Below are 15,038 nucleotides of genomic sequence, written 5' to 3'. Positions count from 1 at the left end.
AACCACGCGAGCAGCGACAACGCACTCGGCGATGTGAAAGGTTCAGCCATCATGGGCACCATTTCCAGCGACTCCATACGTGCTGCCTTCCTGGAGTTCTTCGAGAAGAAGTCCCACCGCCGCATCACCGGCTCGTCGCTGATCCCGGCCAACGACCCGACGTTGCTGTTCATCAACTCAGGCATGGCGCCGCTGAAGAAGTACTTCACCGGCGAGGCGCAGCCGCCGCACCCGGACCTGTGCAACGTGCAGACGTGCCTGCGCACCCGCGACATCGACGACGTCGGCGACCGGCACCATCTCACCTTCTTCGAAATGCTGGGTAGCTGGTCGATCGGCAACTACTTCAAGGACCGCGCCGTCGAGCTGGCGTTCGAACTGCTCACCAACGGGCTCGGACTGGATCCGGCGCGGCTATACGTCACGGTCTTCGCCGGGGAGCCCTCGCTGGGCCTACCGCCGGACGAGCAGTCCGCGGCGGCGTGGGAGCGGGCCGGTATCCCGCGAGACCGGATCGTCGCGTTGGGAATGGCCGACAACTTCTGGGGCCCGGCCGGCGACTCCGGCCCCTGCGGCCCGTGCACTGAGGTCTTCATCGACACCGGCGACACCTTCGGGGTGCCGTACGTGCCGGGCGGGCACTTCGACACCGTCAACCGGTACATCGAGATCTGGAACGCCGGCGTCTTCATGCAGTTCGACAAGGGTCTGGACGGCACGTACAAGCCGCTTCCGTTCACCAGCGTCGACACCGGTTCGGGACTGGAGCGACTGACGCTGGCGCTCAACGGCCATCCCACGGTGTACGACACCGATCTGATGACGCCGATCGTGTCCGCAGTGCAGAGCGCATTCGGTGAGGCAGGCGCCCCGGTGCAGCACCACCACCGCATGGCCGCCGACCATCTACGGGCGGCGACGTTCGTTCTCGCCGACGGGGTGATGCCGGGCAACGAGGGCCGTGGCTACATTCCCCGGCGGTTGCTGCGCAAGTGCATCGCGGTGGCAACCCGCCGCGGCGTTGCCAGGTTCGACGCCGAGTCGGTGATCGAGGCGGTCATTGGCCGTATGGCGGGCTACTACCCGTACCTGATGGACCGCAAGGATGCGATCATGGCGGGCGTGGCGCAGGAGCAGGCCGACTTCGGCCGGGTGCTGCGCCGCGGCATGGACCAACTCGACACGCTGATCGCCGAGCCGACCACGATCTCCGGCGCTGACGCGTTCCGGCTGTTCGCCACCTACGGCCTGCCGGTGGAGATCACCCGCGATCTGGCCGGTGAACGGGGCAGCAACGTCGACCTGGACGGCTTCGCCGCCGAGTTCGCCAACCATCAGCAGGCCTCCCGTAAGCAGACCGACACCGGCAAGAGCCGGCGGCTACGCCGCGACGACGTTCTCCCGGCAGGTTTCCCGGCCTGTGTGGAGGACACGTTCCTCGGCTACCAGCAGACCACAACGGACGCTGCTGTGCTCGGTGTGTTCCGCGGCGGTGTGCCGGTCGACGTCGCGCGGGCCGGCGACGAGATCGACATGATCACGGACCACACGCCGTTCTACGCCGAAGGCGGTGGCCAGGTCGGTGACCGCGGCGTCGCCACGACCGCGTCCGGCACCCGCCTGGAGATCACGGATACGGTCAGGCACGCCAGCGGTCACCACCTGCATCGAGCCACCGTCACCGCGGGTGAGCTGCACCACGGCGAGCAGATCAGCCTTGCTGTCGACGCGACTGCCCGCGCGGCTACCGCTGCGAACCACAGCGCGACGCACCTGCTGAACGCGGCACTGCGCCGTGTGCTGGGCAAGCATGTTCGCCAGGCTGGGTCGCTGGTCGATCCAGCGCGGCTGCGGTTCGACTTCACCCACCCTCAGGCGGTGACCGCCGAACAGCTACGCGAGATCGAGGGCATGGTCAACGCGCAGGTGCTGTCGGATCTGCCGCGGCAGGTGACGGTCATCGACAGCGCGGACGCCGCGACGTCGGGAGCGCTGTACCTGGAGGGTGAGGAGTACGGCGAGAAGGTTCGGGTGATTTCGTTCGGCGGATTCTCGAAAGAGTTCTGCGGCGGCACGCACGTCACATCAACGGCGCAGATCGGTCTGCTACGCATCACCGCCGAAGGCAGCGCTGCCGCCGGCGTGCGGCGCATAAACGCGGTCACGCGAGACGCGGCGCTGCGCTGGGTGTACGAGCGGGAAGACATCCTGGTCGAGGCCGCAGGCCTGCTCAAGGCGAGCCCGGCGCAGCTCGTTGAGCGGGTACGCAAGCTCAACGATCAGGCCCGTCATCGCCCGGCGAGTACCGCCACGTCAGCTGCCACCGCTGTTGACGCGTTGACGATCACATTGCTCGGCCCCTGGCGATTGATATGCGCGGAGGTCGACGCCGACGCAGGCACCCTCCGCGCAAGTGCGCAGAAGGCGGCCAACGAGCACAATGCGCTGGTCGTGTTCTGGTCGACCGACGGCGACAAGGCACGGCTGGTGGTCTCCGTGCCGCCGGCCTACCAAGACAGACTCGACGCTACAGAGCTGATTCGCGGGCTGTCCAAGCGGCTTGGCGGGTCCGGTGGCGGCAGTGCCGCCATCGCCCAAGGCGGTGGCGGTCGGCCACCCCGCGACGGCGAAGTGACCGAAGCACTGTCCGCGCTACTATCAACCGCTGTCTGACCGCGGCGGGCAGTCCGCTTCAAGGCGGCCCGCCCGCCGCCGTTCACGCCCCCTGAGGATGCCAGTGCCGGACCTGATCAAACCCCCCATGCTGCGCCCGGGTGACACCGTCGCCCTCGTGTCACCGTCGTGGGGCGCGGCCGCGGAACACGAGATCCGCTTCGGACACGCGATCGCGGCGTTCCAGCGGATCTTCGACCTGAACGTGAAGGTCATGCCGCACGCGCTCGGGCTGCGGGGCTACACCTCCGGCACTCGCGAACAGCGGCTTTCTGACATCCACGACGCGTTCGCCGACCCCACAATCGCCGCCGTCGTGTCGATCATCGCCGGGCGGCATTCGGCGCAACTGCTCGAAGACCTCGACTACGACCTGATCAAGGCCAATCCGAAGATGTTCTGCGGCTACTCCGACATCACCTCGATCAACCACGCGATCTACGCCCAGACGAACCTGGTGACATTCTCCGCCCCGATGATCATGACGCAGTGGGGAGAGTGGACCAGACCTGATCCCCACACGGTGGACTGGTTCCGCCGCGCAGTGATGCGCGCCGAGCCGGTGGGTGAGATCGTCGGCAGCCCGACCTACACCGACGAGCGGGTCAGCTGGGCGCGGCCCCGCAACCGGGAACGCGCCCGGCGTCCGGCACGCCCCTACGCGGCGCTGCGACCCGGGGTGGCCGAAGGTCCCCTGCTGGCCGGCACGCTGACGAACTTCTGCGAGCTGCTGGGCACACCGTTCGAGCCGGACTTCCGCGATGCAATTCTGGTTCTGGACACCCCGGGCCACGGTTTCGGCCCCGGCGAGGGCGACCAGCAACTGTGGCACCTGCGCAACGCGGGCGTGTTCGACGACGTGGCCGCAGTCGTGCTCGGCCGTCCGTACCATTTCGACGACGCGCAGACCGACCAGCTGCACCAGGTCCTATTGGATGTAACGGAGGACTTCCGGCTGCCCGTGCTCGCCAACGTCGATTACGGCCACACCGACCCGGTGGCTACGCTGCCGCTCGGCATCCGCGCACGGGTGGACGACTCACGGCTGTTCCTGCTGGAGTCAGCCGTCACCGCCTGATGTGACGTGCTGCAGGCGCCCACAAACGAGTACCCCGCCGCCACTGGCGGCGCTTCAGGACCCTTGCAGGACTGAAGTTCTCGGAAGGCGCCCTCAATCACTCGATCATCGATGAAACAGGTCTGTCCCGGAGCAGTTCCTGCCTGCCCAGGGGGGCCATGCTCGAGGAAGCTGGTGAGTAGGCGGCCGAGCCCGGGTTGACCTCACTCGGCACAAGTTTTAGGGTCGCTGCGACCCGGGCCGCATCTTGGCCCAGGTCACCGAAGCCACCTGTCAGCCCGGATGGGCGACAGAGGGGAGATATTTCATGGCGCCTGCGCCTGCCCTCGACGTGATCAGCCTCGCCGGCGCCGACGACCCGAGACACCGCGTCGCGGTGATGCAACGCATCGCCCGTGCCGGGCGCGAGCTCGGCGGGTTCGCCGTCACTGACCACGGCGTGGCCGATGACGTGATCGAAGAAATGTACGCCGCGACGACAGGCTTCTTCGCACAGCCCGCTTCGGTCAAGGCCCAGTCAGCCGCTGCAGTACCCAGCCGTTATCAGGGCTGGTGCACGCACGCCCTTGCGGGCGGATCCAACACCGCCGAGACGTTCGCGGTCAGCCGCTTCGACACGGCGGCCGAGCTGGCGGCCGCAAACTACACCGCCGCCGATTCTCCTCCACCGAACCTATGGCCCGTCGCGTATCCGCGTCTGCAGGCCGCCTGGCGGCCCTACTTGTCGCAGGTTCACCAGCTGTCGATGCGACTGCTGGACGCTGCCGCTCAGATCATCGACGCACCGCCCGGCTGGGTGCAGCGAACGTTTACCCACCACGCATCCGGCATGATCGCCAACTGGTACCCGCCGCACACCCGCCAGGATCGGCTGGCCCAGCAGCCGCACACCGATTTCGGTGCGCTGACGATCCTGTTCCAGGACAACGGCGCCGGCGGGCTCGAAATCCTGGACTCCGAGAGAGCGTGGCAACCCGTACCAGCACAAGCCGGAACCTTGATCGTGTTGTTCGGTGACCTGATGCAGCGCTGGAGCAACGGCGCGGTGCGGGCACTTCCGCACCGTGTGACTGTCCCGCCCGCCGGCGGGCCCGGACGGCTGTCGGTCCCGTATTTCTGCCACCCACACCGCAACGCGCCGACCACACCGTTGCACGACACCTCGGCACCCGGTTCACGCGCGGCAGACGTGCGACGCCAACGCGAAGTACGCCATTGATTTTGCCCCTCCGGCCGGAAGCAGCCACACCCATGACTGACACCCCAACCGCCACCTTGACCGTCAACGGGCAACGGCTCACCGTCGCCGCCGACCACCCGCACCTGCTGGCCGCGCTGCGCGAAGAACTCGACCTCACCGCCGCCAAGGACGGCTGCGCCCCCGCCGGACAGTGCGGGGCCTGCACGGTGATCGTCGACGGCACCGCTCGCCTCGCCTGCAAGACACCACCTGCCTGGGCGGGCACTCGGGAAGTCACCACCCTCGAAGGGCTGCCCGACGGCGAGCGCCAACGCATCGCCGCAGCGTTCGCCGATGCCGGCGCCGCTCAGTGCGGATTCTGCATCCCCGGGATCGTCATGCGCGTCAAGCCGCTGCTCGACCGGCCGCGCGTCCCGACTCGCACTGAGATCGCCCGGCATCTGCGTGGCAACCTGTGCCGCTGCACCGGCTATGTCAAGATCATCGACGCGGTACAGACTCTGACGGCAGGTCAGCCTCCGGCGGAGTCCGTCAGCGCCGTCGGATCCCGATCCCGGCGCTACCGCGCCGAGGACCTTGTCCTGGGCGAGCATCAGTACATCGACGACCTGCGCGTGCCGGAGATGCTGCACGCCGCGCTACGGCTGACTGAGCACGCCCGCGCTCACATCCTCGGCATCGACACCACCGCAGCCGCCGCGCTGCCGGGCGTCGCCGCCGTATACACCGCCGCAGACGTACCCGGGCAATTGCGCGTCGGCCTGATCGGCGCGGACTGGCCGATCATGATCCCCGAGCGCGGAATCACCTCCTACGCCGGCGATGTCCTGGCCGTCGTCGTCGCCGACGACAAAGCGACCGCAGAGCGGGCCGCTGACCTGGTCGCCGTCAGCTACGAGGTCATGACGCCCGTCGTCGACCCGCAGCAGGCGCTGGCCAGCAGCGAAGAGACAGTGTGGATGACGGGCGGCAACATCCTGCACCAGACCGGCTACCGCCGCGGCGACACCGATACCGCACTGGCTGCATCGGCGCACGTGGCGACGGCGACCTTCACCACTCAGCGCGTCGAGCACGCATTCCTCGAACCCGAGGCCACCCTGGCCCTACCGACCCCCGACGGAGGAATACATGTGTACTCCGGTGGCCAGGGAATCTTCGACGACCGTCGGCAGATCGCCGATGTGCTCGACCTGGCACCCGACCGAATCACCGTCTCGTCAGTGTCACCCGGCGGCGCGTTCGGCGGCAAAGAAGACATGTCCAACCAGGCCCATACCGCGCTAGCCGCACTACTGACCGGCCGCCCAGTCAAATGCGTCCTGACCCGCGAACAGTCGCTGCTCATGCACCCCAAGCGGCACCCGTTCCAGATGACCTTCACCGCCGGCACAGACAACAACGGCAAGCTAACCGCCCTGCACGCCCGGTTTCTCACCGATTCCGGGGCGTACGGCTCAGTCGGCCTGGCGGTGCTCGAATGGACCGTCGGCCATGCCACCGGCCCGTACGTCATCCCTAACGTCGACGTACACGGCGTTGCTGCACGCACCAACAACCCCGTCTGCGGCGCCTTCCGCGGCTTCGGTGCCGTGCAGGCTCAATTCGCCATGGAAGGCATCATGGACCGGCTCGCCGCAGCCAACGGCATCGACCCGTGGGAGATCCGCCGGCGCAACCTCATGCATCCCGGCGCCACCTGGGGCCCCGGGCAAATCGTCGGCGAAGACGCCGCCTCTGCCCAGCGCTGCTTGGACGCGATCCGGCCGCACCTGCAGACCGCCCAAGCCGCGGGCAAAGCCGTCGGCTTCGGCCTCATCGTGAAGAACTCAGGCCTCGGCGATGGCTACCTAACCACCTCCCACGCCTCCGTATACCTGCACGACGACGGCCGCGTCGACGTCGCCCACTCATTCACCGAAATGGGCCAAGGCGTCGACACCGTCGCCGCGCAGGTCACCGCCGCCGAACTTGACGTCGATCTGCGTATGGTCACCATCGTCTCCGACACCGCACTAGAGCTGCCGGCCGGGCAAACCACCGGATCCCGCACCGCACTGGCAGTGGCAGGCGCAGTCCGCGACGCATGCCGTGAGGCAATCCAGCACGGCCGAGCGGCGGGCGTCACCTACCGCGCCAGCTACGACATCGACGCCGACCTTCCCACTTTCGCCGACCAGCCCGTCGGCACCGTACTCGGCCGGACCTTCTGCTTCGCCGCACAACTCGCAGTCGTCGACCGCGCCACCGGCCGCATCGAAAAAATGATCGCCGTGCATGACGTGGGCCGAGCGATCAACCCGACCCTGTGCGAAGGCCAGATCGAAGGCGCCGTGCACATGGGCCTCGGCTATGCACTGTCTGAGGACTTCCCCACCGGCCCCGACGGCAAGCCGACCCGCCTCAACCTGCGCGATCTCGGCATCATCTCCGCGGCAGACATGCCGCCCGTGCAGGTCGAACTCATCGAGCAACCGCAACCAGACGCTCCGTTCGGGATCAAAGGTGTGGGTGAGATGGGCTTGATCGCCACCCCTGCCGCCATCGCAGCAATGCTGCACGACCTCGACGGGACCTGGCGCGACACATTACCGCTGCAGCCGGGGCACTGACATGCTTCACCTGGCCGAACAACTACACGACTGGTTCGAACAGCGACGCGAATTCGCCGTCGCAACCGTCGCTGCGGTGACCGGTAGCGCACCCCGGCAACCCGGAGCCGCATTCGCCATCGACCGCGACGGCACCGTCATCGGCAGCGTGTCCGGAGGTTGCGTAGAGTCCGCCCTGTTCGAATTGTGCCACCAAGCTATCGACGACGCAGACTACCGAGTCGAGACCTTCGGCTACAGCGACGACGACGCGTTCGCCGCCGGGCTGACCTGCGGCGGCGAATTCACCGTCGTGATTCAGCCCTATCTGCCCTATGCGCGGTCGGATGACTACCGGGCCGCCGACCGCGCTGCCGCTGCCGCTGCCCGCGGCGAGTCGGCGCGGCTTCTACATGAGATCACCGGTTCCGGGCAACCGCGCATCGTGCGGCTCCATGCCCGCACGTCGACGGCCTCGCGTCTAGCTCTGCCCCGGAGATTGTCCGCGGTCACGACGACCGGACTATACGACGTCGCCGGCACCAAGATGTTCCTCGACGTCAGGCTTCCCCGGCCACAAATGGTGATCTTCGGTTCCACGGACTTCGCCGCCGCGCTCGCACACGCTGCCAGCTTCATCGGCTACCACGTGACGGTCTGCGACGCCCGCCCAGTATTCACCACTGTCCAACGGTTCCCGCACGCTGACGAAGTAGTCGTGCAATGGCCGGAACAGTACCTCGCGCGCAACCCGGTCGGGAATGACAGCGCAATTTGCATCCTTACGCATGACCAGCGTTTCGACATCCCACTGGTCAAGGCGGCGTTGGCGTCGCCTGCCGCCTACGTCGGCGCCATGGGCTCACGCCGCACCCACGAACAGCGTGTGGCTCAGCTATGTGCCGCAGGCGTCAACAAGGAGCAGCTTGCCAAGCTGCGCTCTCCGATCGGTCTGGATATCGGTGCGGCCACTCCCGAGCAGACCGCAATATCCATCGTCGCGGAGATCCTCAGTCTGTCGACGCGGCGTTCCGCCGACTCTTTGAGCGTGACCAGTGGGCCCATCCATGCACAACGGAAGGTCTAAAGACGCTTCGGTGGATTCCTTGCCGCAGGTCAAGCCTGCGTTGGCGAACGCGGCGCCAACAAGGCACACGATCCACCTCGGCAGCCGGGTGTGAGGGGCTCGTCGACCGCCTTGATCGTTGTACGCCGAGCCCTCACTACCGCCGCCCGACCTATAAGCACCGAGTTCTGCGGCGACTTGCTGTCCAACTAGAGACAGGCCATCCCGTATGTGGCCTGAGCGACGACGAGCTGGACGACCAAACGCGCGAGGCGTCTACCGCCACGGAGCTGGCCGGCCTTGACACCGCGGCTGCCGACGTGGCCCTTGACCGAGCCACAAGTATCAGCGTCGCACGCAGGCAGGACATGCGGGGTTGTCGCGATGTTGTCGCGGCCGAACAGGGCACCGGTAGAGGTGACAAAAGCTCACCTCTACCGAGGACGACGCCATGAGACAGAATCCGAACCGGGGCCGGGTTTACCGCTGCTGCGCCTGCCGTGACGGCACCGGGCGGTTACTCGGCCCTCGATGCCCGAAGCTGTCCAACGCCCGGCACGGCGGCTGGGGGTTCGCCGTCGACCTGCCGAGCTTGGACAAACGCCGAACCATGCGCCGCACCGGCTTCGCCACCAAGACGGCGGCCTCGGCGGCTCTCGCCCATGTGCTCGAGTGCGAGCGCGCCGGCGTCAGCCTCGACGACAGCGAAACGGTGGCCGGCTATCTCACCCAGTGGCTCGAGACCAAGTCACCGACGCTCCAAGACGAACACCGTGAACCGCTACACCGCCTACCTCCACAACGACCTCATCCCCGCGTTCGGCGCCGTGGCCATGGAGCGAAGGGAAACCCGGCTGGGCGGCAATGACACTGAGCAGGCCCTTCGAGACCGACCACGCCCGACATCAAACGGCGGACCGTAGAGCTGCGGAGATTCCTTTACTCCATCGGGTGACCGGGCGGGGTTGAAGTCGCCGCACCGTATCGGTTCTGATCGAAGCGATACCGGGTCGATCGTGCCATCGCGGCCCGTAGGTCGACACACAGAGGGGTAGAGGCCATGTCCAAGCTTTTCGGCGCCAATACGATCGACATCGGCGGGACACCGATGCTGTTGACGGTGACCGGCGGATCGGCGGTTCATCTCGCTGCACCAGCTCAACCTCCTGGCTCTGGGCGCATGGCCGTTCTGGAGCATTATCTGCGTAGCAAGGACCCGGATCGGGTTCAGCTGCTCGCTGTCTACGATCGGCGGGCCTTGGCGGAGCCACGATGGTCGGCGACAACCCTGTGTGGGCGGGAGTGGTCGATGATGATCGGCGGCGACGGCGGCAGCGTCTCGCTGTTTCGCGAGACCGCGTTCGCGCCGACCTGCCGGCGTTGCCTGGCGGTGGTCGACCGCCAGTTTCCGAAGCCCGCGGCCGATGACCGCCTCGCGCTCGTTGCTCGCCTGGCGGCTGACAAGGTCCTCGAAGGCGGTCACGTCGAGGTACACAATGTCCCGGCCGATCAGGTCGCACTGCTGCGGGGCGCCGTCAAGAAGCTGCTGCGGGCGGCGACAAGCCATAGTGTCGTCACCCACGTGCTGCAGGCGGGGCAGATCATCGTCGTCTGCGATGCGATCTACGACCAGAAGTCTCACGACCGGATCGCCGAGGCCATCGCGTCCTTGCCAATCTTCAAGTCTGAGTCAGATTCGCAAGGGCTGACGCGCACACCGGCCGAGCCGGACTGGGTCCTCGACTGGCGACAGTGGGGTGTTTTCTAGACGCCGCCGACAGCCGCGCTCGATGGGTTCAGCAGTTCCTGGCGTCGCCGAGCGCCTCGTCATCGATGGCCACATCCGGGCATCCGGAAAAGCGGCCTCACCGAGGCCGGAGCGTTCCCCATTCGGGTGTTGTTCGGCATTCCCCGGACAGGAGGACAGCAGGTCACCAGCGCCCCGTGCTGCCCTTGCGGGCCGGTTCGTCAGGATGATCGACATGCCTCGGCCGGGGTACACGGTGGACGCGGCGGGCGAGCAAGGCTCGGGCGATGGCTTCCATGAAGAGAAGAAACGCTTCGTTCTGCCTGCGGTGGCGCTACGCGGGCCGGCTGCAGTGCTGCACGTTCCGTGGTCCGACGCCGGCGAAGGCGCTCGCGGCGAAGAAGTACATCGAGGCGCAGGCTCACCAGGTCGCCAGCGCAGCGGTGTATGCGGCGATCGACCCTGGATCGCCGAAGGCGCCGCGCCGACCGCAGACGCCGTTGTTGCGTGACTGGATCAAGCGGTGGCTGACGGTGAAGATCGACGTCTCCCCCACCACCCATGCCGAGTACGCACGGTTGTTGCATCACCGCGTAGTCCGGGACCTGGGTGATCTTCGTATTGGGGACGTCTCGCGCCATGAGCATCTGGACCCGTGGAAGGCGGCCCTCGCTAAGGACTTGATGCCAGCCGGGGTGCGTAAGCACTGGGCGGTGCTCAGCGAGGTCATGCGTGATGCGGTACCGCAGTGGCGGCCGGACAACCCGCTGCGGCGCCCGTACGGACATCGCGGCAATGGTCTGCCGCGCCCGGGTCCGAGTCGGGTTTGTCTGCTCACCGGTGATCAGGCCCGGGCTTTGGTCGCCTGCTGTGGTGAGCCGCTGCGTGACTTGGTGATGGTGGCGCTGGGCACCGGGATGCGGCTCGGTGAGCTCCTCGGCTTGCGTGTGGTTGATGTGCGGTTCGATGCGGCGCAGCCGCTCGTGCGTGTTGAGCAGGTCTTGCGGCGTGGCGGCGACTTCGGGGGCCCGAAGACTGCCCGGTCGCAGCGCACCATCACGCTGGCAGCCTCCACAGCCGAGGTAGTGGCGGCGCGGATCGGCGGCAGGGCGTCTGGCGGGCTGGTGTTCACCGCGCCGGGCGGAGGACCGTGGGAGGTGAATAACTTGCGGCAGAGGTACTGGCGGCCGGCCGTTATCGCGGCCCAGCAGTGCCTGGCGGATCCGTCTGCCGCATCCGGGCCAGGATGGGTGGGGTCGGCGGCTGCGCGAGGTTGGGCTCGGCTGCATGGGCGGCCCCGTTTCCAGGACTTGCGGCACTCGCACGTGGCAGAGCTGATCGCCGCGGGCTGGGATTTGTACGCGATTCAGCTACGGCTGGGCCATGCCTCGATCCGCACGACATTGGACACCTACGGGCATCTGCTCGCCGACGGTGACCACGATCGCCTGGCCGGGCTGGACCGGCGCCTTCGTGACGCCTTTGCTGAGCTTTGACGCCCGGCGACGGCGCCACGAAGGGCAGATGATCACGTCTCGGCGGACCGGGCCGTCAGCGTCACGGGCCGGCCCGACGGACTTGGGGACCTCCGCCAGCGAGCATCCGAAGCTATCGGTCCGCACCTCGGGGAGCCGCGGAACTGCCTCGGCAACCGGTGTCAGACCCTGTTTCCAGAGGGACGCTGCCGCGGACAAGAATTCGGCAGCCTGGCCGTCACCACTTCCGCTGCCGCTCGTTGACCTGTTCCTCGGCCCAGTTACGGCCGAGGTCTTGGGGAGGCAACGAAGTGGCAAGTTTCGAGGTCTGGGGGCATTGGTGGCTGCCGGAGCGGGCGCACGTGCGGCTGCCGGGCCGATTGGTCGTGGACCCCGTGCACGGCGCCCACCTCACGCTGATCGGGGCGCTGCGTGAGGTCACCGACGTCGTGCAATGGGTCCACGACGAGAACGGGTCCTCGGCCGCGATCGGCGAGGACGACCTCGAGGCCGCCGGGACGTACGCGCGCATCCTGGGCGACGCCGAGGGCCAGCTCTTCACCCTGGACGACGGCGTGCAGCTCAGCGTCCGCGGTCCGATGCTCGGTGCGAGCTTCCGGCAGCGGGTCCACGTGCGCTACGTCTACCAGGGCACCCACTTCCTCGCCGACGAGCCGGCGACGGCAACCACCGTCATCCTGCAGCCCGCCGGGCTGAACACCTGGGTGGCGCACAGCGCGATCACCGGCTCGATCAACCCCGAGAGCCGGGCGCTGAGCCTGCAAGGCGCCCCGCTGCCGGTGCAGTCGGCGGCGCTGGACAGCGGGGCCACGGTCGAGCTGCGCCACCACCTCGGCACGCCGCGGTACACGGACGAGGGGGTGCACATCCCGGAGTCCTTTGCGATCGCCGTGACCTGCCCCGACCCGGTCCCCGTGCGGGAACTGATCGCCATCGCGTCCGACATCCAGGACTTGATCAGCATCGCCACGGGCCGTCCGGCCGCGTTCGACAGTTTGTCGCTGCGCCACCCCGACGTGTCGCGGGCCGCGCCAGCTGTCCCGGGCATCCCCGAGGCGGTCGCCGAGAGCCGGTATCCGCTTCCGATCGAGCTGTTCGCCCGGTGGACGGTTACCTCGGCGCCGCAGGAGCGGCCGCTGGGTGTGGGCGATTTGTATTTCACCTTGGAGCAGCTGGGCGGTCTCGACGGCGTCGCCCGCTGGCTGAACACCGTGCGGCGGCACCGGTCCACGCTCGGACGGGTCATGTCGACCCGCCGCGCCAACCGAGGGCCGCTGCATGATCACTATCTGGATCGGCTCGCGCCGGTCGAGGGCATGGACACCCTCGAGCATGGGCGGGGCACCACATTCCGGGAGCGGATCCTGCGTTCTGCCCGGGAGGCGGGCGCCACGATGGCCGCACTGCTCGGCGGTCGCCACGACAGGTGGGCGGCAAAGCTGACCAAGGACCGCAACGACATGGCCCACCACAAGGGCATCCGCCTCAACGACGAACTGTCGGAGCAGTATTTCCTGTCCGAGTCGGCTTACTGGCTGTACGTGCTGCGGCTGTTGCGGATGGCGCAGGCGCCCGAAGCTGTATTCGACCAGATCGCCGAGCACCGCAAGTCCGCGTACCTGAAGCGGCAGCTGAGCAAAATTCTGCAGTGAGGCTTCACGTGCGCCCAGACAAGGGGGCGCCGGGGGTCTATTGCTGGGGTGGTAGGGCGCCTGGCCGAGGTTACGCAGGCCGGGCGATCACGAGGACCCGGGCGACGCCGATGAGGACCAGACGCCGTAGCCGACGGGCGATCTTCATCAGGCTGAACGTGGTGGTCAACCGCCCAGCAACCAGGCTCAGGATCGCGGCGCTGCTGTAGAACAGGAACACCGTCGACAGCAGGCCGGCGCGGTCGGCCGGGCCGGTCCTGGCGAGCAGGGTGCGCATGCCGCCGGTCCGGGCGCCGCCTTGGGTGGCGCCCGCGAGCATGCTCACGGCCAGGAACGGCGCGATCGCCGCGGCGCTCAAGGCAGCCAGGATCCCGGCCACTCAGACCGCGTACGCGATCGCGCCGAGCCGCAACGCGCGGTCCGGGCGCAGCCGGGCGGTCAGTGGGCCGCCGATCAGGGCGAGCACCTTGAATGACCCGAAGGCCGCTCCGGCGGTCAGCGAGGCGTGCGAGCCAAGCTGCTGCAGGGCGATCGAGGGATCGAACGCCTGGTAGAAGCGGCCCATCGACCTGGTGGCCAGGATCAGCCCGGCCATCGCCAGCAAGGCACGCCCCGCCCCGGCCGACACATGCACCTGGGGACGCAATGAGGCGGCGGCCCGCCGCACCGTCGTCCGGGTGACGGTTTCCCGGCTCAGCGCGATCGGGACGATGGCGATCACGATTAGCCCGAGGACCAAGGTGAGGGCACGTGGCGCGGTGCGGGGGCGTGGTCGACCCGGGCGCCGGACAGCACCGCGCCCACTGGGGTGCCGAGCATCGGGGCGGCGCTGGCCACCGCCGCGGGCAACCACCTGGGACGTTCCGGCGCGGAGTCGACGACGAACGCACCCAACGCACTGGAGGCCAGGCCAGTGGCCAAGCCCTGCAGGGCCCGGCCGGTGGCGAGCGGCGCAAGACCGTCGACGCCGAGCAGCACGATCAGTCCGAGCGCCGAGCTGGCCAGGGCGCCGATGCCGACCAGCCGCCCGAGGTGGTCCGACAGGCGGCTGAACACCAGCAACGAGACGGCCGCGGTGGCGAGGTAGACCGCGGTGGCGACGAACAGATCCGCGGTGGTCAGCCCGTCCTGCTGCCGGTAAAGGTTGTAGAGCGGGATCGGGGTGACGGCCGACACGAAGATCAACACGAACGAGGCCGGCTCGGGCGAGGGTCACAGCCTCCAGGCGTCCTAGGAACCTGGGCTGAAGCGGTTCGATCAAGTGTTTGGAATCCAAGGGAACAGACTTGACAATGGAGACGCACCGGCAATCCGAAGCGACATTGAGTTCATCGAATATACGTGGGTTCACGCTCGGCAGGTTCAGCGCCCGAGCGAGGCGCTTTACCCCTCCCCTGACCCCCCACACACTGCCAGTTCGAACTTATACACCCTGTGACCTGCACGTTTGCAAGTAACGCCTGGTCAGAAGGTTTTCACGGTGCTGGTTCTTACGCTCGGTAGGGACCGACATGCCCCGTTGGTGTTCGCATGC

At 67.7% G+C, this 15,038-nt stretch carries 11 protein-coding genes; 8 read left to right on the top strand and 3 right to left on the bottom strand.

The genetic code is table 11. From position 1 onward, the window contains the following. The first annotated feature begins 51 nt into the window (after positions 1-51). The 8 genes from alaS (at position 52) to AB0368_RS33580 (ending at position 13,504) form a co-directional block, all read left to right on the top strand. Positions 52-2,673, top strand: coding sequence for an alanine--tRNA ligase (alaS, locus tag AB0368_RS33615; protein ID WP_366158055.1), 2,622 nt, complete (start codon positions 52-54; stop codon positions 2,671-2,673). 64 nt (positions 2,674-2,737) lie between these two features. Further along, positions 2,738-3,751, top strand: coding sequence for a S66 peptidase family protein (locus tag AB0368_RS33610; protein ID WP_366158054.1), 1,014 nt, complete (start codon positions 2,738-2,740; stop codon positions 3,749-3,751). A gap of 307 nt (positions 3,752-4,058) precedes the next feature. Next, positions 4,059-4,970: a 2OG-Fe(II) oxygenase family protein gene (locus AB0368_RS33605; protein ID WP_366158053.1), complete on the top strand. Its 912-nt coding sequence runs from the start codon at positions 4,059-4,061 to the stop codon at positions 4,968-4,970. 32 nt (positions 4,971-5,002) lie between these two features. Next, entirely contained in the window at positions 5,003-7,564 is a 2,562-nt protein-coding gene (locus AB0368_RS33600; RefSeq protein WP_366158052.1) for a molybdopterin cofactor-binding domain-containing protein, read from the top strand. 1 nt (position 7,565) lies between these two features. Beyond that, entirely contained in the window at positions 7,566-8,630 is a 1,065-nt protein-coding gene (locus tag AB0368_RS33595) for an XdhC/CoxI family protein (RefSeq protein ID WP_366158051.1), read from the top strand. A 1,039-nt stretch (positions 8,631-9,669) separates the two neighbouring features. After that, entirely contained in the window at positions 9,670-10,377 is a 708-nt protein-coding gene (locus AB0368_RS33590; protein ID WP_366158050.1) for a hypothetical protein, read from the top strand. A gap of 266 nt (positions 10,378-10,643) precedes the next feature. Beyond that, entirely contained in the window at positions 10,644-11,852 is a 1,209-nt protein-coding gene (locus AB0368_RS33585; protein ID WP_366158049.1) for a site-specific integrase, read from the top strand. Positions 11,853-12,142: 290 nt separating this feature from the next. Further along, positions 12,143-13,504: a hypothetical protein gene (locus AB0368_RS33580; protein ID WP_366158048.1), complete on the top strand. Its 1,362-nt coding sequence runs from the start codon at positions 12,143-12,145 to the stop codon at positions 13,502-13,504. A 70-nt stretch (positions 13,505-13,574) separates the two neighbouring features. On the opposite strand, the gene AB0368_RS33575 is transcribed toward AB0368_RS33580, so the two are convergent. The 3 genes from AB0368_RS33575 to AB0368_RS33565 are packed head-to-tail and all read right to left on the bottom strand — an operon-like array spanning position 13,575 to position 14,692. Continuing rightward, on the bottom strand, positions 13,575-13,862 hold the full coding sequence (locus tag AB0368_RS33575) for a hypothetical protein (RefSeq protein ID WP_366158047.1): 288 nt from the start codon (positions 13,860-13,862) through the stop codon (positions 13,575-13,577). 21 nt (positions 13,863-13,883) lie between these two features. Beyond that, positions 13,884-14,225 carry a hypothetical protein gene (locus tag AB0368_RS33570; protein ID WP_366158046.1) on the bottom strand — a complete coding sequence of 114 codons (342 nt, stop codon included), beginning with the start codon at positions 14,223-14,225 and terminating at the stop codon, positions 13,884-13,886. Positions 14,226-14,227: 2 nt separating this feature from the next. Next, entirely contained in the window at positions 14,228-14,692 is a 465-nt protein-coding gene (locus tag AB0368_RS33565) for an MFS transporter (protein ID WP_366158045.1), read from the bottom strand. Positions 14,693-15,038 lie beyond the last annotated feature (346 nt).

The sequence above is a fragment of the Actinoplanes sp. NPDC051475 genome (assembly GCF_040689425.1).
In the GTDB taxonomy this organism is placed as follows: domain Bacteria; phylum Actinomycetota; class Actinomycetes; order Mycobacteriales; family Micromonosporaceae; genus Actinoplanes.
The sequence above is the reverse complement of the archived record's forward strand: the minus strand, read 5'-3'. Positions and strand labels throughout refer to the sequence as shown.

Bases quoted from the DNA above. Each gene is read 5' to 3' on its own strand.
- AB0368_RS33585 (WP_366158049.1), top strand. From the start codon at position 10,644: ATGGCTTCCATGAAGAGAAGAAACGCTTCGTTCTGCCTGCGGTGGCGC.
- AB0368_RS33600 (WP_366158052.1), top strand. From the start codon at position 5,003: ATGACTGACACCCCAACCGCCACCTTGACCGTCAACGGGCAACGGCTC.
- AB0368_RS33605 (WP_366158053.1), top strand. From the start codon at position 4,059: ATGGCGCCTGCGCCTGCCCTCGACGTGATCAGCCTCGCCGGCGCCGAC.
- alaS (WP_366158055.1), top strand. From the start codon at position 52: ATGGGCACCATTTCCAGCGACTCCATACGTGCTGCCTTCCTGGAGTTC.
- AB0368_RS33595 (WP_366158051.1), top strand. From the start codon at position 7,566: ATGCTTCACCTGGCCGAACAACTACACGACTGGTTCGAACAGCGACGC.
- AB0368_RS33590 (WP_366158050.1), top strand. From the start codon at position 9,670: ATGTCCAAGCTTTTCGGCGCCAATACGATCGACATCGGCGGGACACCG.